The sequence below is a fragment of the Pseudomonas psychrophila HA-4 genome, from assembly GCF_000282975.1.
Classification (GTDB): Bacteria; Pseudomonadota; Gammaproteobacteria; order Pseudomonadales; family Pseudomonadaceae; genus Aquipseudomonas; species Aquipseudomonas psychrophila_A.
The window spans coordinates 1-21723 of record NZ_ALJC01000038.1 but is presented as its reverse complement, the minus strand read 5'-3'; the positions used below and the strand labels follow the sequence as shown (position 1 = coordinate 21723).

General features: G+C 55.7%; 20 protein-coding genes. 13 read left to right on the top strand and 7 right to left on the bottom strand.

Translation table 11 applies throughout. The features are described from left to right. Nucleotides 1-23: 23 nt before the first annotated feature. Nucleotides 24-608 carry a YajG family lipoprotein gene (locus B347_RS0104725; RefSeq protein WP_019408558.1) on the bottom strand — a complete coding sequence of 195 codons (585 nt, stop codon included), beginning with the start codon at nucleotides 606-608 and terminating at the stop codon, nucleotides 24-26. A gap of 158 nt (nucleotides 609-766) precedes the next feature. Between B347_RS0104725 and B347_RS0104720 the strand changes: the two genes are divergently transcribed. Together B347_RS0104720 and mqo are read left to right on the top strand one after the other, a co-directional pair. Continuing rightward, entirely contained in the window at nucleotides 767-1000 is a 234-nt protein-coding gene (locus tag B347_RS0104720; RefSeq protein WP_019408557.1) for a hypothetical protein, read from the top strand. A 703-nt stretch (nucleotides 1001-1703) separates the two neighbouring features. After that, the gene (mqo, locus tag B347_RS0104715; protein ID WP_019408556.1) at nucleotides 1704-3212 is read left to right on the top strand and encodes a malate dehydrogenase (quinone); all 1509 of its coding nucleotides are present in this window, start codon (nucleotides 1704-1706) and stop codon (nucleotides 3210-3212) included. 83 nt (nucleotides 3213-3295) lie between these two features. On the opposite strand, the gene B347_RS0104710 is transcribed toward mqo, so the two are convergent. The 3 genes from B347_RS0104710 to B347_RS0104700 all read right to left on the bottom strand — a co-directional run bounded on the left by B347_RS0104710 (nucleotide 3296) and on the right by B347_RS0104700 (nucleotide 4795). Further along, nucleotides 3296-3736: a hypothetical protein gene (locus B347_RS0104710; RefSeq protein ID WP_100218019.1), complete on the bottom strand. Its 441-nt coding sequence runs from the start codon at nucleotides 3734-3736 to the stop codon at nucleotides 3296-3298. A gap of 225 nt (nucleotides 3737-3961) precedes the next feature. Beyond that, nucleotides 3962-4249: a PA4642 family protein gene (locus B347_RS0104705; RefSeq protein ID WP_019408554.1), complete on the bottom strand. Its 288-nt coding sequence runs from the start codon at nucleotides 4247-4249 to the stop codon at nucleotides 3962-3964. Nucleotides 4250-4300: 51 nt separating this feature from the next. Continuing rightward, nucleotides 4301-4795, bottom strand: a complete 495-nt coding sequence (locus tag B347_RS0104700) for a hypothetical protein (RefSeq protein ID WP_019408553.1) — start codon at nucleotides 4793-4795, stop codon at nucleotides 4301-4303. Nucleotides 4796-4967: 172 nt separating this feature from the next. Here B347_RS0104700 and B347_RS0104695 point away from each other — a divergent pair, with 172 nt between their 5' ends. Together B347_RS0104695 and B347_RS0104690 are read left to right on the top strand one after the other, a co-directional pair. Further along, nucleotides 4968-5357: a hypothetical protein gene (locus B347_RS0104695; protein WP_019408552.1), complete on the top strand. Its 390-nt coding sequence runs from the start codon at nucleotides 4968-4970 to the stop codon at nucleotides 5355-5357. Nucleotides 5358-5447: 90 nt separating this feature from the next. Further along, nucleotides 5448-5861 (top strand): hypothetical protein, encoded by a 414-nt coding sequence (locus B347_RS0104690; RefSeq protein WP_019408551.1) that lies wholly within the window; start codon nucleotides 5448-5450, stop codon nucleotides 5859-5861. Nucleotides 5862-5902: 41 nt separating this feature from the next. On the opposite strand, the gene B347_RS0104685 is transcribed toward B347_RS0104690, so the two are convergent. The 3 genes from B347_RS0104685 to B347_RS0104675 all read right to left on the bottom strand — a co-directional run bounded on the left by B347_RS0104685 (nucleotide 5903) and on the right by B347_RS0104675 (nucleotide 9573). Beyond that, nucleotides 5903-7618 (bottom strand): ABC transporter ATP-binding protein/permease, encoded by a 1716-nt coding sequence (locus tag B347_RS0104685; protein WP_019408550.1) that lies wholly within the window; start codon nucleotides 7616-7618, stop codon nucleotides 5903-5905. Nucleotides 7619-7757: 139 nt separating this feature from the next. Continuing rightward, a complete protein-coding gene (locus tag B347_RS0104680) occupies nucleotides 7758-8318 on the bottom strand; it encodes a response regulator transcription factor (protein WP_019408549.1) in 561 nt (186 codons plus the stop codon). Then, complete coding sequence (locus tag B347_RS0104675) at nucleotides 8311-9573, bottom strand: ATP-binding protein (RefSeq protein ID WP_019408548.1); 1263 nt, start codon at nucleotides 9571-9573, stop codon at nucleotides 8311-8313. Before B347_RS0104675 ends, B347_RS0104680 begins: the two co-directional genes overlap by 8 nt. 281 nt (nucleotides 9574-9854) lie before the next feature. Between B347_RS0104675 and B347_RS0104670 the strand changes: the two genes are divergently transcribed. The 9 genes from B347_RS0104670 to B347_RS0104630 all read left to right on the top strand — a co-directional run bounded on the left by B347_RS0104670 (nucleotide 9855) and on the right by B347_RS0104630 (nucleotide 21568). Then, nucleotides 9855-10571, top strand: a complete 717-nt coding sequence (locus tag B347_RS0104670) for an SIMPL domain-containing protein (protein ID WP_019408547.1) — start codon at nucleotides 9855-9857, stop codon at nucleotides 10569-10571. 317 nt (nucleotides 10572-10888) lie between these two features. Then, nucleotides 10889-12514: an ABC transporter substrate-binding protein gene (locus B347_RS0104665; RefSeq protein ID WP_019408546.1), complete on the top strand. Its 1626-nt coding sequence runs from the start codon at nucleotides 10889-10891 to the stop codon at nucleotides 12512-12514. Nucleotides 12515-12806: 292 nt separating this feature from the next. Beyond that, nucleotides 12807-14405, top strand: coding sequence for an ABC transporter substrate-binding protein (locus B347_RS0104660; RefSeq protein ID WP_019408545.1), 1599 nt, complete (start codon nucleotides 12807-12809; stop codon nucleotides 14403-14405). 153 nt (nucleotides 14406-14558) lie between these two features. After that, nucleotides 14559-15926 (top strand): OprD family porin, encoded by a 1368-nt coding sequence (locus B347_RS0104655; protein ID WP_019408544.1) that lies wholly within the window; start codon nucleotides 14559-14561, stop codon nucleotides 15924-15926. A gap of 89 nt (nucleotides 15927-16015) precedes the next feature. Then, the gene (locus B347_RS0104650; RefSeq protein WP_019408543.1) at nucleotides 16016-17611 is read left to right on the top strand and encodes an ABC transporter substrate-binding protein; all 1596 of its coding nucleotides are present in this window, start codon (nucleotides 16016-16018) and stop codon (nucleotides 17609-17611) included. 74 nt (nucleotides 17612-17685) lie between these two features. Beyond that, nucleotides 17686-18696, top strand: a complete 1011-nt coding sequence (locus B347_RS0104645; RefSeq protein WP_019408542.1) for an ABC transporter permease subunit — start codon at nucleotides 17686-17688, stop codon at nucleotides 18694-18696. Nucleotides 18697-18706: 10 nt separating this feature from the next. Then, nucleotides 18707-19618, top strand: coding sequence for an ABC transporter permease subunit (locus tag B347_RS0104640; protein ID WP_019408541.1), 912 nt, complete (start codon nucleotides 18707-18709; stop codon nucleotides 19616-19618). Nucleotides 19619-19628: 10 nt separating this feature from the next. Beyond that, nucleotides 19629-20597: an ABC transporter ATP-binding protein gene (locus B347_RS0104635; protein WP_019408540.1), complete on the top strand. Its 969-nt coding sequence runs from the start codon at nucleotides 19629-19631 to the stop codon at nucleotides 20595-20597. Beyond that, nucleotides 20597-21568, top strand: a complete 972-nt coding sequence (locus B347_RS0104630; RefSeq protein WP_019408539.1) for a peptide ABC transporter ATP-binding protein — start codon at nucleotides 20597-20599, stop codon at nucleotides 21566-21568. Before B347_RS0104635 ends, B347_RS0104630 begins: the two co-directional genes overlap by 1 nt. The last annotated feature ends 155 nt before the right edge of the window (nucleotides 21569-21723 follow it).

The following is a 21723-nucleotide window of genomic DNA, read 5'->3' as shown; positions in this document are numbered from 1 at the left end:
CGGGCTTTTTGGTTTATCTGCCATTACTCGCCGAGCAAACGGCCGACCGACGGATCTTCAAACACGCGAGTCAGGGCATCACTCAACACGTCGCTAACCAGCTTGGTGTTGGTCTCCTGATTCGGCGCCATGCCAAAACGCTGATCCAGCGATGCACCATAACGACCGGTGTAGGTGCGGCCGCCATTCTTAACATCAGAACGGAAGGTCGCGCCGATGGTCGCTTCAGTGACGTACATGGTGTCTTTGGGCGACTGATATTTCAGATCGGCCAAGGTGACCGTCAACTGCGGTGCGTTCATCGCATTCGAGGTTGGCGTGTAGCCCAGCAAACGCACAGCCGCTTCGGCTTGAGCTTGCAGCTTAGGAATCACGTCAGCACCACTGACGCTGATCGCGCTGGTTTCAGGGTACATGCCACCACGAGTACCCAGGGTCGGGGACGGACGACCATCCACCACGCGCACAACCACCGGCTGGCCACGGCCGACAGGCGCGAGTTGCTTGGTCAGCTTAGGTTGCGGGCTGAGTTGTTGCGGGCTGTGGGCGCAGCCGACCAGGGTCAAACTGGTCACAGTGATCAAACCGAACAACAGGCGTTGCAACATGCTCATCTCTCCAGGACTGGGTAAAACAGGGCGCCAGTATAACGGGGCGGCGGCCCTTGCAAATAGCCGCGTGCTGTCACCACTCTGTCATGCCCAATACATCGGCATGTCACGTCCAGCACGTAATGTCCGGTTTACTGAATCAACAGGTGCTCTCCATGAACAGTACATGGTCGCTATTCTCGTTTTTACGCCCGCATCGCTGCTTCGCTCGCCTTGACTCGACCGGGCGCTGCCAAGCGTTCAAGCAATGCAAACAACCGCCTGTCGGCGGCAACTGGGTCGAAATCGAAGAAATTCGCCTCAACTGGTTGCACCAGGTTCTACCGGCCAGCGCCCGTATCCCAGCGCGTAAACCCCGTTCGACGGTGCTACCGCTGCTAGGCCTTTGACTGGCAGACCAATAAAAGTCATTTAACAGCATCAATTGCCCGCGTTTCTTCGCTACAATCTCCCCCCGATTATAAGGACGTCTCCTGATCGGGCCTCGCAGCATCGCTAATGCGCTTGTATTAGCTCCCCGCACCGCCCACAGAGAGCCGCCCACACAGATCATGTGGAGCTGGCGAGCTTGCTGTTCATTACCTGAGTCCGCCTTTGCACGATCTGCCAGAGCTGTCATTTTGCTCGGCCACTGCGATGCTTACGCGCAGGCGCCAGTATGTGACAGCCCTTTTTTGAGGTTCACGTCTTCAAGAGAGCGTGAAAAAAACGGGTTTTCACAACTTCACAAGAGTGTGGCGAGCAAATGAAAAGTTTTGCGTCTGAACATGCACCATTAGTGTCTGAAACAACCTCACCAAGCAGGAACAACCTCGGCTCCAACGCTCGAGACTGAAAGCCTGTCCGCTTACGGATTTGGTTGCACAAACGGACGCTCTTGACCTTAAGTCGAATTGCCTCCCGAGTACTGAAATGCGTTCATATGAACCTTGAAGGCCCGGCTGGTGGCGTCCGCTGAAGTTGCAAGGAATTGCGAAGAATCGGACATGGCGATCCTTGTCATGCGTGACCTGAGGCCTTATCTGATACACGCCCGGGTACACCTGACAGCTATGCCGTCAATTTGGTGCCGTAGATTTTGGAGACGCGTTAATGGCGCATAACGAAGCAGTTGATGTAGTACTGGTTGGAGCGGGCATCATGAGTGCCACCCTCGCCGTGCTGCTCAAAGAACTCGATCCTGGTATGACGCTGGAAGTTGTTGAGCAGATGGACTCGGGGGCTGCGGAGAGTTCCAACCCGTGGAACAACGCAGGTACCGGCCACGCTGGCTTGTGCGAATTGAACTACACCCCGCAAGCGGCGGATGGTTCGATCGACATCAAAAAAGCGGTGCACATCAATGCTCAGTTCGAAGTGTCGAAACAGTTTTGGGCCTACCTAGCGCAAAAAGGGACCTTCGGTTCATGCAAATCATTCATTAGCCCAGTGCCTCACCTGAGCTATGTTGAAGGCGAGAAAGGTGTGTCTTTCCTGAAAAAACGTTTTGAAGTGCTGAGCCAGCACCATGCGTTTGCCGACATGGAATACACCGAAGACAAAGCCAAGATGACAGAGTGGATGCCTTTGATGATGCCGGGCCGCCCTGCGGATCAGCACATCTCGGCCACCCGTGTAATGCACGGTACTGACGTCAACTTCGGCGCCTTGACCCAGCAATTGCTCAAGCACCTGGCCAGCGCTGCTGACACTCAGATCAAGTACAGCAAAAAGGTCACCGGACTTAAGCGCAACGGCAGCGGCTGGACAGTCAGCATTAAAGACATCAACAGCGGCAACACCCGCCATGTTGATGCCAAATTCGTATTCTTAGGCGCGGGTGGCGCGGCCCTGCCGCTGCTGCAAGCGTCGGGCATTGAAGAAAGCAAAGGGTACGGCGGCTTCCCGGTCAGCGGTCAATGGTTGCGTTGCGACAACCCTGAAGTGGTCAAACATCACCAGGCCAAGGTTTACAGCCAGGCTGCCGTGGGCTCTCCGCCGATGTCGGTTCCGCACCTAGACACCCGTGTCGTAGATGGCAAAAAGTCGCTGCTGTTCGGACCTTATGCGGGCTTCACCACCAAGTTCCTCAAGCACGGTTCGTTCCTTGACCTGCCGATGTCAATCCGTCTGGGCAACATCGGGCCAATGCTCGCCGTTGCGCGTGACAATATGGACCTGACCAAATACCTGGTTAGCGAAGTGCGTCAGTCGATGGAGCAACGTCTTGAATCGTTGCGTCGCTTCTACCCGCAGGCTAAGGCTGAAGACTGGCGTTTGGAAGTAGCAGGCCAACGGGTTCAGATCATCAAGAAAGACCCGAAAAAAGGCGGTGTGTTGCAGTTCGGTACCGAACTGGTTGCAGCCAAAGACGGTTCCTTGGCCGCCCTGCTGGGTGCTTCTCCAGGTGCCTCGGTGACCGTTTCGATCATGCTCGATCTGATTGAGCGCTGCTTCGCGCAAAAAACCACCGGAGAGTGGGCGGCAAAGCTCAAGGAAATCTTCCCTGCACGGGAAAAGGTCCTCGAAACCGACGCTGAGCTGTACCGTGAAATCAGTACCCGCAACTCCGAGTTGCTAGAACTGGTAGAGCCGAAAACAGCTGACACCCACCTCGCGTAATCTTGCCTTCGGGCATTGATACGCCTCTCAAAGCCCCTGCCCGCTTGGGTCAGGGGCTTTTTGTCGGGTGCAGGTTTTAACCCCTAGCCCATCGTAAATAGCACCCGCGTGCCGCCATTGCTCACAAACTCATCATCGTCGGGTATGGCAATCAACTCAGCCGCACACGTAACAGGCAGCGACCCCGTCGACTTGGCCTTGGCCCAGCGATTGAGGTTTGCCGCACCCGGCGTGAGATGACCAAAACCAAAATGACAAGCCTGCTCGCCCCGGCGATAAGTGAACGCCTCGGTTCCCCTAGACGTGGGCATGTAATACATCAGTTCCTGACTGGCCTGAGGGCCAATGACAAAATCATGCCCACTGTTTTCAGGGGCTTCCAACCAGCCAAAATCATGATCTGGTGAAATGGCCTGAGCGGTAGCATTAAACACCTCGACCTCTAGTACTTCATCGGCCGCCAGCGTGGTGGAGGCCTGAGCGACCAATCCAAGTCCCAAAAACAGTAGATTTAAAACACTCATTGCGCGGTTCATTATTCGATTCCATTCACGTTAAAAGGCTGCCCACAATCCTTATGAGCACGCTTGAGTATTGTTCGCCCACACAAAAACACCCCGTCGCAAAAAGCGCAGGTTATGTAAGAAGTGTCTGTATTAGGGGTTATACGAATAGTTAGGAGCGAGCTTGGCTCGCGATCTTTAGGCGATCAAAAGATCGTGAGGCAAGCTCGCTTCTACAAGGCTGAATCAGCCGCGTGCGGCTTCGATGAGTTCGATGTACTCGTCGGCATTGCGTTGATCTTTGATGACCTCGACGAACGTCTGGCCGTGCTCATCTTTACCATCTAGGTCGTAACCGGCTTCTTTGAAGAAAACCAAGAAACGACCGAAATCGTCGATACGCAGCCCGCGATAGGCTTTGATCAGCTTGTGATGCGAAGGCGAGGTAGCGTCCACAGGCTCAAAGTCCAGGAACAACTTGACCTGCTCGTCGCCGATCTCATCACCAATCAACTGCTTCTTATCTTTACGCATGTCCGACTCCAGCCTGCTGATACTTCACGAGGGCCGCAGTTTACCCAAGGCTCAGCGCGCACGCACGCTGCCGGTGTGCAAGTCAGCCCAAATATGGCCATTGGCATAGATCAAAAACTGGCAATAGACCGTGTCGTTGCGCAGCAAATCCATCACTACCCGGTATTGAGACAACGGGTACGACAGCGTCAGGGTTTTGGTCTGACTGTCAAAGGCGGGCTTTTTCAGGCTTTTGCTCTCACCGTCGAATGAAATAAGCACCTCACGCACCGTCGCTCCCTGACTCATTGGTTTGCCTTTCAAACGAACCAACACCGGAAATGTAACCGGTATCGGCTGCTGATTGGATTGACGTTGACTGCCCAGCACCACCGAGTAGGTGGTCACCATCATCAATTGCTGCTGCTCGGGCTTTTCGGCACGCAACTGCAAATCATCGGCAGGTAGGAACTGCGCATGCAAAGGTGCAGTAACGACCGGGGCTGCAGCCAAGGGCACGCTTGCCAACAGCAGAAACGGGGCAACACAGATAAGTAAGCGGCTCATGACCGGCTCCGAAAGGCTAGGGCGGCACTCTAGCATGTGCCTGAGCCAAGCAGACCGGTCGTCACTACTGTCATTTCTGACAGGCTGTGCAACGTCCGTAAACGTGGATAAATGCAGATCGTGCGACGCCCAAGCTGTTTCAAACATGCCTCACGACGGACAGGAAAATGTCATGACCAGCAAACTTACGCCGCAACAGCCAACCCAGGTCCCACCTCGCAAATCTGCGCAGGCTTTGCCAGCACCAGAAACGCCCCACCTGCCATACAACACGCTGTCGTTTGGAGCGGGCCCAGGTCAGGGCAGCTTCGAGGTACGTGTCAAAACCCAAGTGTATGTAGGCGACTATTTAGTTTTCTACTTTCAGGTCCATGAAGCTGGCGGCAAGAAAGGCCCGCTGTGGTACCTCGGCCACTCTATAACCGCTACAGCAGACGAAACATACGTGCTCGTCTCGTCGCAAGTATTCAAACCGGCCATCGGCGGGGAACTGGTGATTTATTACCGAATACTGGGCACTGAAGGGTTATCAGCTGTACACACCGTCAAGGTCGTTGCATAGCGCGTAGCAACCGTGGCCCGCACATCAGTTGGGCAAACGCACACTCGCCCAACTGTTCAGGAAACACGTCCATCTCGACTGGAGTCGATCATGCACAACAGACCTCCTGCACGCCAAATCACGAAAAAAGACCTCAACCCGAGCACTTATAAATCAGACCCTGGCACATTAACCGCGCCTGTTGCGCCCTTCCTGATCGGCCACACCATTCACTACAAGGGTGGCGATACGCTCGTGACTATCAGCATCAGCTACCCGCAAATGGCAGCCGGTCAGGCACTGAATCAACATCTACAGTTCATTAGGACTGACGGCAGCAAAGCGAATAACTGGACATTCACGCATACCCTCACCGAGGCAGAAGCAAAGGCTAAAAAAGCCACCTGGGAAATCACCATGGCACTTTTCGATCCCGAGAAGTATCCGCGCGTGGACATCTATTACGTCGTCACCCAGGCAGAACCCAAAACGTCAAAATCCCTTGAACTCAAGGTGGCTGAATAATCTGCCCCAGACACGTTACGCAATCTCACTGCTACGCCTTGCTACTGAGCCACCAACTGGCCCGCGTCAATGCGCACCAGCCGGGGATGGAAGCGCGCCAGACTGCTGCGATGCCCCACGCTGACAACACTCAGCCCCGGCAATTGATCAATCAGCGCCTGATACAGCATCGCCTCATCTTCTTCGTCCATCGCTGACGTTGCCTCATCCAGGTACAACCACCGTGGGCGATACAGCAACGCACGGGCAAAAGCTAACCGTTGTTGCTCCCCACCCGACAGCACGCGCTGCCACTGATTGGCCTCGTCGAGTTTGGGAATCAAATGTTCCAGGCGACAGGTGCGTAGCACTTCTTCATAGCGCTCAGAGCTATAGGTATCGCTGACCTGTGGATAACTCAGCGAATCACGCAAGGTACCAATCGGTAAATAGGGCTTTTGCGGCAAGAACAGTGCGCGCTCCTGAGGCAAGCGAATCGCCCCGCCCCCTTGCGGCCACAGCCCACCCATCGCCCGCAGCAATGTGCTTTTGCCGCTGCCGGAACGCCCGCGCAGCATCACTCGATCACCCGCGGCCACTTGTAAGTTGGCCCCATGCAACAACGCGCGGCCATCTGCCAGATCCAGGCTCAGGTCATTAAGCTTCAACGCATCGCCTTGGGTCTTAACATCAATCGCCGGTTGGCGCTGTTCGTTGTCGGTCATCGCCTGACGAAAGCTCAGCAGCCGATCGCAGGTAGCGCGCCATGAAGCTAGAGTGACGTAAGCGTCGATAAACCAGCTGAAGTTCTCTTGCACATTGCCGAAGGCCGAGTTGATTTGCATCAGCTCACCCAACTCGATCTTGCCCGCGAAGTAGCGCGGCGCAGCAACGATAAACGGAAAGATAATGGCGATCTGCGAATAGCCCGCCGTGAAAAAGGTCAGGCGCTTCGTCACCTTCATTTGCGTCCAGAAGTTTTGCCACACCCTGTTAAAACGAGTGCTCAGCCGTTCATGCTCATTCGGCTCACCGTTATACAAGGCAATGCTTTCGGCGTTTTCACGGACCCGCACCATTGAGAAACGCAGGTCGGCCTCGAAGCGTTGCTGTTGATTGCTCAAACCAATCAAGCGTCGACCAATCAAATGCGCCAGCCAACTGCCTACGGCGGCATACAGCAGCGCGCACCAGAACATATAGCCCGGAATGGTAATGCCAAATACTACGATACTGCCGGAAACGCCCCACAAGATGATCGAAAACGAGACCAGGCTGACCACGGTACGAATCAGGCCCAGACCGAGGGTCAAGGTGTTGTCAGTGAACGAATTGAGGTCTTCGCTGATACGTTGGTCAGGGTTATCGGTGTAACCGCCCTGCTCCAGTTGGTAGTAGTTTTTATGCGCCAGCCAGCGGGAAAAGTGTTGCTCGGTGAGCCAACGACGCCAGCGAATGGTCAGCATTTGGGTCAGGTACAGCCGGTACACCGCCCCCACAATGCCCGCCGCCGCAATGAGCCCGAAATAACCGATCAAGCTCCAGAAAGCCGCGCTGTCCTTTTTTTCCAGAGCGTTATAGAAGTCTTTGTACCAATGGTTGATCCACACCGAAATACCCACGCTGACCAGCGACAAGGCAATCACTGCAATCAATAGCAGCCAGGCTTTGGCTCGCTCTTCACTGCGCCAATAAGGCGTTATCAGCCCCCAGACACGTGGGACAAAATCTCCACGCACAGCATCATTCACAACAGAAGGCTCAGCGTTCTGACTCATTATTCAGGCTCGATCGGAGTAAAGAGCAACCTGCGGGCCGATCAGGACGACCGGCGCACGACGCAATGGCGCGTCTGAATACAGACTGGGCTTGCCGCTGTTTTGTTGCAAGTTGTAACGAAACAGCGACAGCTTCTGTTCAGCGACGGACCGGGCGCTTCTGCAATTTGCGCTGCAAGGTACGGCGATGCATGCCCAGCGCGCGGGCGGTCGCAGAGATATTGCCCTCATGTTCACCCAACACGCGCTGGATGTGTTCCCACTGCAGGCGGTCTACCGACATGGGGTTATCCGGCACCAGGGTCTCAAGGTCGGCATGCTGCGAAAGCAAGGCTGCAACCACATCGTCAGCATCGGCAGGTTTGCACAGGTAGTTGCAGGCGCCACGTTTGATCGCCTCAACCGCCGTGGCGATGCTCGAATAACCGGTTAGGATCACCACGCGCATTTCCGGGTCCAATTCCAGCAATTTGGGTAGCAATACCAAACCCGAGTCGCCGTCCATTTTCAGGTCCAGCGTGGCGAAATCAGGCAAGTCCTGCTGAGCCAGCATTAAGCCTTCTTCGGCCGAGCTCGCGGTACTGACGCGGAACCCGCGTCGGGCCATGGCGCGAGCCATGACTCGGGTAAACGTCGCGTCGTCATCCACTAACAGCAAATGTGGCAGTTCTTCGCCTTCGACCTGAACTTCTTCACTCATTTTCGTTTCCTCGGGCGACACGTGGCAGGCGCAGCTCGGTGAGCGTGCCGCCATCCTCATGACTGTAGAGTTTTACCGAGCCGCCAGCGCGTGTCACGCTGGCTTTGCTCAAGAATAGGCCCAGGCCGAAACCTTTGCCCTTAGTGGTAAAAAAAGGTTTGCCAATTTGTTCAGCGATGGCCAGCGGCACACCCGCACCGTGATCACGAATACTGATGGTCAAATCAACAGCATCCCAATCCACAGTCACCTCCAGCCCTTCCGGGCAGGCGTCTGCGGCGTTGTTCAGCAAATTAAGCAGTGCTTGAGTCAAGTCCGGCGGTGGCGCTAGGCGCGGAATCGGCGCGTGCCCCAGGCACTGAAAGCGATACGTTGCTTCAGGGCGCATCAAGTGCCAGCGGTTTAACGCCTCGTCCAGCCAATCGGTAACATCTTGCACCTCAATGGCTAGACGACGATTGGCTTCAGCGGCACGGACCAGTTGCTGCAAGGTTTGCTTGCACAATTGGACTTGGTCCTGCAGCACACTTAAGTCGTCTTGCAGCTCGGGGTCGAGGTGGTCGCGGCGTATCTCTTTGAGCAACACACTCATGGTCGACAGTGGCGTTCCCAGTTCATGAGCGGCGCCGGCCGCTTGCGTGGCAACAGCCAGCAATTGCTGGTCACGCAGGCCCTCTTCGCGGCGTAAGGCGCGCAGTTCTTCCTGACGACGCAGTTCTTCACCCATTCTAGCGGCGAAGAAGGTAATGACGGCGGCCGACAGCGCAAAGCTTAGCCACATGCCGTAAATTTGCAGTTTTTCACGGAAGAACGGTGCGGCATCGACCGGGTAAAACTGCAACAGCAGCAACGTGTAAAGCGCCAGCGCAATACTGGTCAAAATGACCGAGTAGCGCCACGGAAGCGTCACCGCCGCGATGGTCAGCGGCACCAGGTAATACGACACAAAGGGGTTGGCCGAGCCCCCGGAGAAATACAGCAAGGCACTATGGATAAACAGGTCGCAGGCCAGTTGCAGGGCATATTCAAGCTCGGTGACCGGCCAAGTAGTGCGCAAGCGAATGGCGGTAAACGCGCACAACAGCGCCGAAAAGCCCAAGGTCAGGCACAACTGAAACCAAGGCAGCGGCAGCAAATCGAACCCATAGGCAATACCTACCGAGCCCGCTTGCGCGGCGAGCACCAGCATGCGGATAAACGTAAGGCGCCAGAGGTTCTGACGGGTAGCAGACAATAACTGAACGGGGGCGAGCATGAGCTCTCCTGATGAGTGCTCCAGGCGGACGGCACGGAGTATAACCAAGCTGACGGCCTGACAGGCAAAAGTGCGGCAATGGACCACAGTGTGTTTTTTTGAAAACCCGCTAAAAGCGCCCTCGCTGGCGCGGGCTTTTATAAGGATAAAAAGATCGCGAGCAAGCTCGGGCCTACAGAAAGTAGGACGCATCTACAGTTGTATTGAAAATGTAACTGGGCGAACTGAATGCTGGCCACTAGAGTCTTATGCGTATTGCTGACCTCATCCAAGGAGCTTCTATGTTTACGTTTCAGCGCACTGCCGCCCTTCTGACGCTGAGCATTGGCGCATTTGCCAGCCTGCCAGCGCTGGCAGAGGGGGTTACTTACAATCAGATCTCACTGCGCGCAGAAGCCAGTCAGGAAGTGCCGCGAGATTTGATGATCGTGACGCTGTACACCGAAGCGCAAAATACTGATTCGGCCAAGCTGGCGGCCGAAGTCACCACCGTCATGAACAAAGCCCTCGGCGAGGCCAAGCAAGTCAAAGCAGTCACCCTGCGCCAAGGCAACCGTAACAGCTACCCGATTTACGACAACAAAACCCAAAAGATCACGGGCTGGCGTGAGCGCGCCGAATTGCGCCTGGAAAGCACCGACTTTGCGGCCCTGTCCAAACTTACCGGCGATCTGATGCAAACCCTGAAAATGGGCAATATGCAGTTCACCGTGGCTACCAACACCCGCAAAACCAGCGAAGACGCCCTGCTCAAAGATGCAGTCAATGCGTTCAAAGCCCGCGCTCAACTGGCCACCGACGCACTGGGCGGCAAGGGTTACAAAATCGTCAACCTGAACCTCAACAGCAACGGCTACCCGCAACCTTACATGCGCAGCGAAATGATGATGAAAGCCGCCTCCCCGGCCATGGATTCCGCACCCACACCTGAAGTCGAAGCCGGAACCAGCGAGATCAGCATGAGTGCAGATGGCGTGATTGAAGTTCAAATGCAATAAGCATCACTCTCATCACTCTCATCACTCAAGCCCTTGCAGCCTTCACGCCTCAAGGGCTTTTTTGTGCCTGCAATATCCGACAACCCACGAGCAAAAGGGACTTTTCCTACACACAAACAAACATACGCCGACATATTTTCCCGCCAAGAGCCTAGATAAGTAACCCCCCATCTGGATCTAACGGCAACGGCACGTTAACGGTCTATGGTTAACCCTGAGCCGTGTTGTGCATGTCGCACCGGCCAGGATGGGGTAAGTATCGAGAGGCTGATTCATTGGGTCGCCCTCACACTAAAAATGACAAAAAAGAGGTCTCCATGTTCAAACACGCAATCATTCCTTTATTGGTGGGCGCCAGCCTGCTGGCAAGCGCACCTTTTGCCCTGGCAGCCACCAACCTGGTGTATTGCTCTGAAGGTAGCCCGGCAGGTTTTGACCCCGGCCAATACACCACAGGCACAGACTTCGATGCTTCGGCAGAGACGATCTACAACCGCCTCAGCGAGTTCGAACGCGGCAGCACCACAGTCATTCCCGGGCTGGCCACGAGTTGGGACATTTCACCGGACAACCTGACCTACACCTTCCATCTGCGTGACGGGGTCAAGTTCCACACCACGCCCTACTTCACCCCAACCCGTAACTTCAATGCCGACGACGTGCTTTTTACCTTCAATCGCATGCTCGACAAAGACATGCCGTTCCGTAAAGCCTACCCGACCGAATTCCCTTATTTCACCGACATGGGCATGGATAAAAACATCGCCAAGGTGGAAAAAATCGACGACAAAACCGTCAAGTTCACCCTGAACACCGTCGACGCGGCCTTTATTCAGAACATGGCGATGCACTTTGCATCCATCGAATCAGCTGAGTACGCCGACAAGCTGCTCAAAGAGGGCAAACCTTCCGACATCAACCAAAAGCCCATCGGCACTGGCCCGTTCGTGTTCAAGAGCTACCAAAAAGACTCGAACATCCGTTACACCGGCAACAAGGACTACTGGAAGCCTGAAGACGTAAAAATCGACAACCTGATTTTCGCCATCACCACCGACCCGTCGGTGCGAATGCAAAAGCTGAAAAAGAATGAATGCCAAATCACGCTTTATCCTCGCCCTGCTGACTTAAAAGCCTTCAAAGAAGATCCAAATCTGAAGATGCCAAGCCAGGCGGGCTTTAACCTTGGCTACATCGCTTACAACGTGATGGACAAGATAAAAGGCAGCGACGAGCCTAACCCAATGGCTCAACTCAAGGTTCGCCAGGCGCTGGACATGGCCGTGAACAAGCAACAAATCATTAATACGGTCTACCAAGGCGCGGGCCAACTGGCAGTAAACGCCATGCCGCCCACCCAATGGTCGTATGACGACACCATCAAAGACGCGCCTTACGACCCCGAAAAAGCCAAGCAACTACTCAAGGAAGCAGGAATTAAGGAAGGCACCGAAATCACGTTGTGGGCCATGCCGGTTCAACGTCCGTACAACCCGAACGCCAAACTCATGGCTGAAATGCTGCAAGCAGACTGGGGCAAAATCGGTATCAAGGCCAAGATCGTGAGCTACGAGTGGGGCGAGTACATCAAGCGTTCCAAAGGCGGCGAGAACGGCGCAATGCTGATTGGCTGGAGCGGCGACAACGGTGACCCGGACAACTGGCTAGGAACCTTGTTCGGTTGCGACGCGATAGCGGGAAATAACTTCTCCAAGTGGTGCAATCCAGAGTTCGACAAATTGGTTAAAGCCGCTAAAAACACCACCGACGTTGCCGAGCGCACAAAGCTTTACCAACAAGCTCAGCATCTGCTTAAAAGTCAGGTACCGATGACACCGATCGCCCACTCGACGGTGTACCAACCCATGCGCAAAAACGTGGAGGGCTTCAAAATCAGTCCCTTTGGCCTCAACTCCTTTTACGGCGTCAGCGTCAGCAAATAAGCCGCACGGTGAATGCGGCGACAGTGCCGCATTCACTTGCTCTACAAAGGCATCAGAAATCCCCCTCGTTTTAAAACTACTCCGTACTACAGCGGAGGCTATAGGACTCTCGGAAGCGTCCTACAACATTGTCAGCTCTGACGCATTTACTCACGCGCCTCTCCCCCTCTAACGTCTAGCCCCAGCCAGCCCATTGCACGGCATGGCGCAAGCTCTCTGTGCGCGTAACGATGACGCCGCTCAAAAGCACACGTTTAGCACTCATAGAACAATAAAAAGGATAAGGATACCGATGTGCAAACCTCTGGTTTTATTTGCCTTGATTAGCGCCGGCATACTGGTCGGCAGCCCGCTTGCGTACGCAGCCAAAAGCGTGGTGTTTTGTTCGGAAGGTAGCCCTGCAGGTTTTGATACCGCGCAATACACCGCTGCCACCGATAACGATGCCGCCGAACCTATCTATAACCGCCTGTCCGAGTTTGAAAAAGGCGGCACGGCTGTCGTCCCGGCATTGGCGACGCGTTGGGATATTTCCGAAGACGGCTTGACCTACACCTTCCATCTACGTGAAGGGGTGAAATTTCACACCACAAAGTGGTTTATCCCGACCCGCGACTTTAACGCCGATGACGTGCTATTCACCTTCAACCGCATGCTTAACCCCGAGCATCCCTTTCGTAAGGCCTACCCCACCGAATTCCCTTACTTCAGTGGCATGAGCCTTAACAAAAACATCGCCAGCGTCGAAAAAACCGACCCAATGACGGTGGTCATGACGCTCAATTCGGTGGACGCCGCATTCATTCAAAACTTGGCCATGAGCTTTGCGTCAATACTCTCCGCCGAATATGCCGATCAACTGCTCACAACCGGCAAGCCAGGCAACATCAACCAACAACCGATTGGCACCGGGCCCTATGTGTTCGTGCGCTATCAAAAAGACTCGAGCATCCGCTATGTCGCCAACAAAGCGTATTGGGACCCCAGCCAAGTCAAACTCGACACCCTGATTTTTTCGATCAATGTCGACGCCGCGACCCGCATGCAAAAGCTGCGCAAAAACGAGTGCCAGGTCTCGCTAAACCCGCGCCCGGCCGATGTGGCCGGGCTCAAAGCTGACCCCGCATTGCGCGTCATTGAAAAGCCAGGTTTCAACTTGGGGTATATCGCCTACAACGTCCAGCACCCACCACTCGATCAACTGCCGGTGCGCCAAGCGCTGGACATGGCCGTCAATAAAGACGCCATTCTCAAAGCGGTGTATCAGGGCGCTGGGCAGAAAGCGGTCAATGCGATGCCGCCCACACAGTGGTCTTATGACGACTCCCTCGTCGACGCGCCTTACAACCCTGAAAAAGCCAAAGAACTGCTGAAGGCGGCCGGGGTGAAGGAAGGCACCGAAATCACCTTGTGGGCCATGCCCGTACAGCGCCCGTATAACCCCAACGCCAAACTCATGGCGCAGATGCTGCAATCCGATTGGGGCAAGATCGGTTTAAAGGTCGAGATCGTGAGCTATGAGTGGGGCGAGTACATCAAGCGCACCAAAAATGGCGAACATGACATTACCCTGATCGGCTGGACCGGTGACAACGGCGACCCCGACAACTGGCTCGGTACGCTGTACAGCTGCGATGCTATCGGCGGCAACAACTACTCCATGTGGTGCGACAAGACCTACGACACGCTGATCAAAAACGCCAAGACCATCACTGACCGCGCGCAACGAACGGTCTTGTACAAACAAGCCCAGCAGTTGCTCAAGCAAAAAATCCCGATCACCCCGATTGCTCACTCGACGGTCAATCAGCCTTTGAGCACCAAGGTGCAGGGCTTCCAAGTCAGCCCCTTTGGCCGCAATGCCTTCTCAGGCGTCAGCGTCGACGACTGAGCCCCCCCCTAATCACCTCAGTTTCAGCAGGCCACCCACGGTGGCCCGCTGAGGCTTTGCCCAAATACCTGCTCGCCCCGCTCTAAACGTAGCCACACAGCCGTATCGCAGAACAAAACGGCAATAAAAAAATAAAGCACAGGAGCCTCAACCATGAAACTTACAAGCACCACGCTGTTAGCCCTAACCCTCGGCACTCTCAGTACCACGGCCCATGCCGATGAGTTTATCGGCACCCAACTCAAATCAGACGCCAGCGAGCAAAGCAAAACCGAGGGTTTTGTAGAAGGCAGCAGCTTAAGCGGCACCACGCGCAACTGGTACGCCAACGAACTCAAACGCCGAGGTGGCCAGTTCACCTACAACGATCATGGGACCATCAAAACTACGCCGCGCCGGATCAACTGGACCCAGGGCACTATTCTTGATTTCAGCTCGGGCTTTACTCAGGGAACCGTGGGGTTTAGCACTCAAGTGGCGGCGTACAACGCCATCGCCTTGGATCGAGACGTCAACCACATTGCCGGCAATAACAACCGCACCCTCACACACAGCAACGGGGATGCCGTTGACCAGTGGAGCAAATTGGGTCTGGCGAATATCAAGGCGCGCATGTCTAACACCACACTGACCGTAGGCCGACAGAACTTCAGCAGCCCGACCCTCGATGTGATCGGTAACCGAGCACTGCCGTCTAGCTTTCAAGGCGTGGGGCTGCGCAGCGAAGAATTCAACAACCTCGCGTTCGATGCCGGCTCATTTGACCGGGTCTCGCCACGCACCGAACAAAGCCTGAGCAAGTTCCGCAGTGAATATGGCGCCCTCGGCGTTGAAACGGATCGCGCCAGCGTCGCGGGCCTAAGCTACCAGCCGTTCAGCAACCTGAAAACCTCGCTCTACGCGACCCACGTTGAAGACTTCTGGAACCAGTACTACGTCGGTGCAGTGCATAACTGGGGCGACGATGCCGTGTTGGGCCTGAATACCAATTTCAACTACTACAAGACCCTAGATACCGGCAAAAAAGCCATGGGCGAGATCAACAACGACGCCTACAGCCTGGCATTTGGCCTGACTCACCAAGCACACACTGTGAGCGTGTCGTACCAGCAAGTGGTCGGCGACGAGTACTTCGACTACCTGCACGAAACCAATGGCATTTATCTGGCCAACTCGCTGCTGTCGGACTTCAACGGCCCGAACGAAAAGTCACTGCAACTGGCGTACAGCATCAACATGGCGCAATACGGCATTCCCGGCCTGAAATTCAACGCCTACCACGCTCGCGGCTGGGACATCGACGGCACCCACTACAAGGGCACCGCCTATGATGTACGCAACATGAACGGTGAAAAGCATTCGGAGTACAGCGTTGGCACATCCTATGCAATTCAAAGTGGCCCGCTGAAAGCCACGGCCATACGCGCGGCCTACACCACGCACCGTGCCAGCAAAAACCAGTCTGACGGCAGCATCAATGAGTTCCGTGTGGTGACAACCATCCCGTTCAACATTCTTTAATCACTGTATTTCACAAAAAAACGACCTCGGCTGATGCAACGAGTCAGCTGTGGTTGTTACGTTGGCTCAACCGACCGGAGAGGCTTGCCATGAAAAGACTTTCACTACACACCGCCTTTGCCCTGGCGATGCTCAGTGTCGCTGTCAGTGTGTCGGCTAAAAACTTGGTGGTCTGCACCGAAGCCAGCCCCGAGGGGTTCGATATAGTCCAATACACCACCGCCGTAACGGCCGATGCCTCGGCAGAAACCATCCTCAACCGCCTCGTCGACTTCAAGCCGGGTACCACTGATGTTGAGCCCGCCCTGGCTGAGCGTTGGGACATCAGCCCCGATGGTCTCCAGTACACGTTTTACCTGCGCCCCGGCGTCACGTTTCACACCACCGACTACTTCACACCGACCCGCCCTCTTAATGCCGACGATGTGATCTGGAGCTTTCAGCGCCAACTGGACCCGAATCACCCTTGGCACGCTCTCTCGCTGGTCGGTTTTCCTTATTTCGAAAGCATGGGCTTCAAAGACCTGCTCAAGAGCGTTGAGAAAGTGGACGACATGACCGTCAAAATCACGCTCAACCATGCCGAATCGCCATTTTTGCGCGACGTGGCCATGCCGTTCACGTCGATTTACTCCGCCGAGTACGCCGATCAACTGCTCAAATCCGGTAAAACGGCCGAACTAAACAGCAAGCCGATTGGCACTGGCCCGTTCATTTTCGTGCGATACAACAAAGACGCCCAAGTGCGCTTCAAAGCCAACCCGGACTATTTCCGTGGCAAGCCACCGACTGACAACCTGATTTTCGCCGTGACCACCGACAGCAACGTGCGCCTGCAAAAACTCAAGGCCAACGAATGCCAGATCGCCCTGTACCCCAAGCCCGATGAAGTCTCCAATATTCGTAAAGACCCCAACCTCAAGGTCGATGAACTGGCCGCCCTGATGACCAGCTACATCGCCATGAACACGAGCCACACATACCTCAGCGATGTGCGGGTACGGCAGGCTATCGACATGGCCTTTGACAAACAGACGTACCTGAACAGCGTGCACGGCCAAGGCAATGCCCTGTTGGCCATTAATCCCTACCCACCGACAATGCTGGGATACAACACAACACTGCAAAGCCCGCCACGTGACCTGGACAAAGCCCGGGCCTTGCTCAAAGAGGCCGGTGTACCCGAAGGCACGACCTTCACCTTCTTCACCCGCAACGGTGGCGGCCCAACCAACCCCAACCCGATGCTGGGGGCTCAGTTGCTGCAATCAGACCTGGCAAAAATCGGGCTCAAACTCGACATCCGGGTCATGGAATGGGGCGAAATGCTTAAGCGCTCCAAAGCCGGCGAGCATGACCTAGTGTCCACGGGTTGGGGCGGCGACAACGGCGACCCGGACAACTTCCTGACCCCGCTGCTGAGTTGTGAGGCCGCCAAAAACGGCGAGAACTATGCGCGCTGGTGCAATAAAGCCTTCGAAAACCTGATCACCAAAGCACGCAACATCAGTGAACCCGCAGAACGGGCTGCACTCTATGAACAAGCACAGGTGATATTTCATCAAGAACAACCCTGGATCAACGTCGCACACCCTATGCTCTTTACAGCCATGCGCAAAAACGTCGAGGGCTACACCCTAAGCCCTTTGACCAATAACAACTTTGCCACTACCCAGGTGAAGTAGAACAATAAAAACCCGCCAGCGTTCACCCGAGCACTGGCGGACTTGCCTAACCGGCTGATGAGGTACACCACACGATGTTTAGTTTTATTGCCCGCCGAGTGGGGTTGCTGATACCCACTTTCTTCGGCATCACTTTGCTGACCTTCGCCCTGATTCGTATGATCCCCGGCGATCCGGTCGAAGTCATGATGGGTGAGCGTCGGGTAGACCCTGAAATGCACGCCCAGGCCATGGAGCGCCTGGGCCTGAACAAACCGCTGTACGAGCAATATTTCGATTACATCGGCAAGCTTGCCCAAGGCGATTTGGGAGAATCGTTGCGCACACGTGAAAGCGTGTGGAGCGAGTTTTCCGTGCTGTTCCCCGCCACCCTTGAACTGGCAATGTTCGCCCTGTTGTTTGCAGGCATCCTCGGGCTGCTGGCCGGGGTTATTGCGGCGCTCAAGCGCGGCTCCCTGTTTGACCACGGGGTCATGGGGTTATCGCTCGCGGGTTACTCCATGCCGATCTTCTGGTGGGCGCTGATTCTGATCATGTTTTTCTCCGTCGGACTGGGCTGGACGCCAGTGACCGGACGTATCGACCTGCTCTACGACATCGAGCCAAAGACCGGTTTCATGCTCATTGATACCCTACTCAGCGACCAGCCCGAGGCGTTTTGGGACGCGCTGCACCACATGATTCTGCCCGCCATCGTGCTCGGCACCATCCCGCTGGCGGTGATTGCGCGGATGACCCGTTCATCCATGCTTGAAGTGCTGCGCGAAGACTACATCCGCACCGCACGGGCCAAAGGCCTGTCGCCAGCACGCGTGGTATTCGTGCACGGACTGCGCAACGCCCTGATCCCGGTATTAACCGTGATCGGCCTGCAAGTCGGCACCCTGCTGGGGGGAGCCGTGCTGACTGAGACCATCTTCTCGTGGCCAGGAATCGGTAAATGGCTGATCGAAGCCATAGGTGCCCGGGATTATCCCGTGGTGCAAAACGGCATCCTGCTAATCGCCTGCTTGGTGATTCTGGTCAACTTCGTGGTGGACATCCTCTACGGCCTAGCCAACCCACGCATCCGTCACCAGCGCTGAGATCCTGACCATGAGCACATCAACCAACGCGACTGAAGTGGATCAAAGCCTGCTTTATCCATCCCCTTACAAAGAGTTCTGGCACGCCTTCGCCAAAAACAAAGGCGCTGTGGCCGGCCTGATTTTCATGAGCATCATCGTGTTCTGCGCGATTTTTGCCCCTTGGGTCGCGCCGCACAACCCGAGCGAACAATACCGAGACTTCCTGCTAACCCCGCCGGTATGGCTTGAAGGCGGTCAATGGCAATTTTTGCTGGGCACCGACGAGTTGGGCCGGGACATGCTGTCGCGCCTGATAGCAGGTTCGCGCCTGTCGCTGCTAATCGGCTTGTCATCCGTGGTTATTTCGCTGATACCAGGCGTGGTTTTGGGCCTGTTTGCCGGGTTTTTCCCGCGCCTCCTCGGCCCCGGCATCATGCGTTTAATGGACATCATGCTGGCCCTGCCATCACTGCTGCTGGCGGTGGCGATTGTCGCCATCCTCGGCCCTGGCCTGATCAACACCGTGATCGCGATTGCCGTGGTCTCACTACCGTCTTACGTGCGCCTGACTCGCGCCGCCGTGATGGGCGAGCTGAACCGCGACTACGTCACGGCTGCTCGCCTAGCGGGTGCCAGCTTGCCGCGCCTGATGTTCATCACCGTGCTGCCCAACTGCATGGCGCCATTGATCGTACAGGCCACGCTGAGCTTTTCCTCGGCGATTCTCGACGCGGCCGCCTTGGGCTTTCTGGGCTTGGGCGTACAGCCGCCAACGCCTGAGTGGGGCACCATGTTGGCCTCGGCCCGTGACTACATTGAACGTGCGTGGTGGGTGGTGACGCTGCCCGGCTTGACCATTTTGCTCAGCGTGCTGGCAATCAACCTGATGGGCGACGGTCTGCGCGATGCGCTGGACCCGAAACTCAAGAACGCCGCCTGAGGAGATTCCCATGTCACTGCTAGAAATTAAGAATCTCAACGTTCGTTTTGGCGACGCCAATGCCGTGCCCGTGGTCGATGGTTTGAGTCTGTCTGTGGATAAAGGCGAAGTGCTAGCCATTGTTGGCGAATCGGGGTCCGGCAAGTCCGTGACCATGATGGCGCTGATGGGCCTAGTCGAGCACCCCGGCATCGTCACCGCAGACGCGCTGAATTTCGACGGTAAAAACATGCTGACCCTTAGCCCGCGTCAACGTCGGCAAATTGTTGGCAAAGACATGGCGATGGTTTTTCAAGACCCTATGACCGCTCTGAACCCCAGCTATACCGTGGGTTTCCAAATTGAAGAAGTGCTGCGCCTGCACCTCAAGATGTCGAAAAAAGACGCCCGTAAACGCGCCATCGAACTGCTCGAAAAAGTAGAAATCCCTGGAGCTGCCAGTCGCATGGAGGCCTACCCGCACCAACTGTCGGGGGGCATGAGTCAGCGTGTGGCAATTGCCATGGCGATTGCTGGCGAACCCAAACTGCTGATCGCCGACGAACCGACCACCGCTCTGGACGTAACCATTCAAGCCCAGATCATGGACTTGCTGCTCAACCTGCAACGCGAACAGAACATGGGGCTGGTGCTCATCACCCACGATTTGGCCGTGGTGGCTGAAACCGCACAGCGGGTATGCGTTATGTATGCGGGCCAGGCGGTTGAAGTGGGCCAAGTGCCCGATTTGTTCGACGTGCCCGCTCATCCCTACAGCGAAGCACTGCTCGCCGCTATCCCAGAACACAGCATGGGTGCTGCGCGTCTAGCGACCTTGCCGGGTATCGTGCCGGGGCGCTACGACCGCCCGCAAGGTTGTCTACTGTCTCCACGCTGCCCTTATGTGCAAGACACCTGTCGCCAGCAACGCCCGGCCCTTGAGCCCAAAGCTCATAGCAAAGTGCGCTGCTTCTTCCCCTTGAATCAGGAGGTGGCGTAATGACCGTTGTTCTTACTGCCCGCGACCTAACCCGTCATTACGAAGTGTCCCGAGGCCTGTTCAAAGGTCATGCACTGGTACGCGCACTCAACGGCGTATCGTTTGAATTGGAAGCTGGAAAAACCCTGGCAGTGGTCGGCGAGTCAGGCTGTGGCAAATCCACTTTGGCCCGTGCACTGACACTGATTGAAGAACCTTCCTCCGGCTCATTGAAAATCGCCGGACAAGAAGTCGCGGGGGCCAATAAGGCTGAGCGTAAACAACTGCGAAAAGACGTGCAGATGGTCTTCCAGAGCCCTTACGCCTCGCTTAACCCTCGGCAAAAAGTCGGGGATCAGTTGGCCGAACCGCTGTTGATCAACACCACATTGAGCGCCAGCGAACGCCGCGAAAAAGTCCAGGCCATGATGAAACAGGTCGGCTTGCGCCCAGAGCATTACCACCGTTACCCGCACATGTTTTCGGGCGGGCAGCGTCAACGCATCGCTCTGGCGCGGGCGATGATGCTGCAACCCAAAGTGCTGGTGGCGGACGAACCGACATCAGCGCTCGACGTCTCAATTCAAGCGCAGGTGCTCAACCTGTTCATGGACTTGCAGCAAGAGTTCAACACCGCTTACGTCTTCATTTCACACAACCTAGCGGTGGTGCGGCACGTGGCAGATCAAGTGCTGGTCATGTACTTGGGCCGCCCGGTAGAAATGGGCCCAAAAGAAGAAATCTACACCCGGCCGCTGCATCCCTACACCCAAGCGCTATTGTCAGCGACCCCGACCATCCACCCGGATCCGCTCAAGCCAAAAATCAAAATTGTCGGTGAATTGCCCAACCCGCTGAACCCGCCCTCAGGTTGCGCCTTCCACAAGCGCTGCCCGTATGCGACTGAGTTTTGCAGTACGCACGAGCCTAACTTACGCGTGCTGGATAACCGGCAAGTGGCTTGCCATCACGCGGAGCAATTCCTGAGTTAACACTCATAACCTGTAGGCCAGTTCGCGCCTACAGGCCTGTTTTGGCTTAAGTGAACGGCATGGCAACGAAAAAAAAAGCGAAGCCCAAGGGCTTCGCTTTTTTTGTACCTCATGTCCCGTCCTGAATAAGGTTTACACCTTCTGACCTATCCTCA

Excerpts from the sequence above, each read along its gene's own strand:
- B347_RS0104725 (WP_019408558.1), bottom strand. The coding sequence starts at position 608 with ATGTTGCAACGCCTGTTGTTCGGTTTGATCACTGTGACCAGTTTGACC.
- B347_RS0104720 (WP_019408557.1), top strand. The coding sequence starts at position 767 with ATGAACAGTACATGGTCGCTATTCTCGTTTTTACGCCCGCATCGCTGC.
- mqo (WP_019408556.1), top strand. The coding sequence starts at position 1,704 with ATGGCGCATAACGAAGCAGTTGATGTAGTACTGGTTGGAGCGGGCATC.
- B347_RS0104710 (WP_100218019.1), bottom strand. The coding sequence starts at position 3,736 with ATGAGTGTTTTAAATCTACTGTTTTTGGGACTTGGATTGGTCGCTCAG.
- B347_RS0104705 (WP_019408554.1), bottom strand. The coding sequence starts at position 4,249 with ATGCGTAAAGATAAGAAGCAGTTGATTGGTGATGAGATCGGCGACGAG.
- B347_RS0104700 (WP_019408553.1), bottom strand. The coding sequence starts at position 4,795 with ATGAGCCGCTTACTTATCTGTGTTGCCCCGTTTCTGCTGTTGGCAAGC.
- B347_RS0104695 (WP_019408552.1), top strand. The coding sequence starts at position 4,968 with ATGACCAGCAAACTTACGCCGCAACAGCCAACCCAGGTCCCACCTCGC.
- B347_RS0104690 (WP_019408551.1), top strand. The coding sequence starts at position 5,448 with ATGCACAACAGACCTCCTGCACGCCAAATCACGAAAAAAGACCTCAAC.
- B347_RS0104685 (WP_019408550.1), bottom strand. The coding sequence starts at position 7,618 with ATGAGTCAGAACGCTGAGCCTTCTGTTGTGAATGATGCTGTGCGTGGA.
- B347_RS0104680 (WP_019408549.1), bottom strand. The coding sequence starts at position 8,318 with ATGAGTGAAGAAGTTCAGGTCGAAGGCGAAGAACTGCCACATTTGCTG.
- B347_RS0104675 (WP_019408548.1), bottom strand. The coding sequence starts at position 9,573 with ATGCTCGCCCCCGTTCAGTTATTGTCTGCTACCCGTCAGAACCTCTGG.
- B347_RS0104670 (WP_019408547.1), top strand. The coding sequence starts at position 9,855 with ATGTTTACGTTTCAGCGCACTGCCGCCCTTCTGACGCTGAGCATTGGC.
- B347_RS0104665 (WP_019408546.1), top strand. The coding sequence starts at position 10,889 with ATGTTCAAACACGCAATCATTCCTTTATTGGTGGGCGCCAGCCTGCTG.
- B347_RS0104660 (WP_019408545.1), top strand. The coding sequence starts at position 12,807 with ATGTGCAAACCTCTGGTTTTATTTGCCTTGATTAGCGCCGGCATACTG.
- B347_RS0104655 (WP_019408544.1), top strand. The coding sequence starts at position 14,559 with ATGAAACTTACAAGCACCACGCTGTTAGCCCTAACCCTCGGCACTCTC.
- B347_RS0104650 (WP_019408543.1), top strand. The coding sequence starts at position 16,016 with ATGAAAAGACTTTCACTACACACCGCCTTTGCCCTGGCGATGCTCAGT.
- B347_RS0104645 (WP_019408542.1), top strand. The coding sequence starts at position 17,686 with ATGTTTAGTTTTATTGCCCGCCGAGTGGGGTTGCTGATACCCACTTTC.
- B347_RS0104640 (WP_019408541.1), top strand. The coding sequence starts at position 18,707 with ATGAGCACATCAACCAACGCGACTGAAGTGGATCAAAGCCTGCTTTAT.
- B347_RS0104635 (WP_019408540.1), top strand. The coding sequence starts at position 19,629 with ATGTCACTGCTAGAAATTAAGAATCTCAACGTTCGTTTTGGCGACGCC.
- B347_RS0104630 (WP_019408539.1), top strand. The coding sequence starts at position 20,597 with ATGACCGTTGTTCTTACTGCCCGCGACCTAACCCGTCATTACGAAGTG.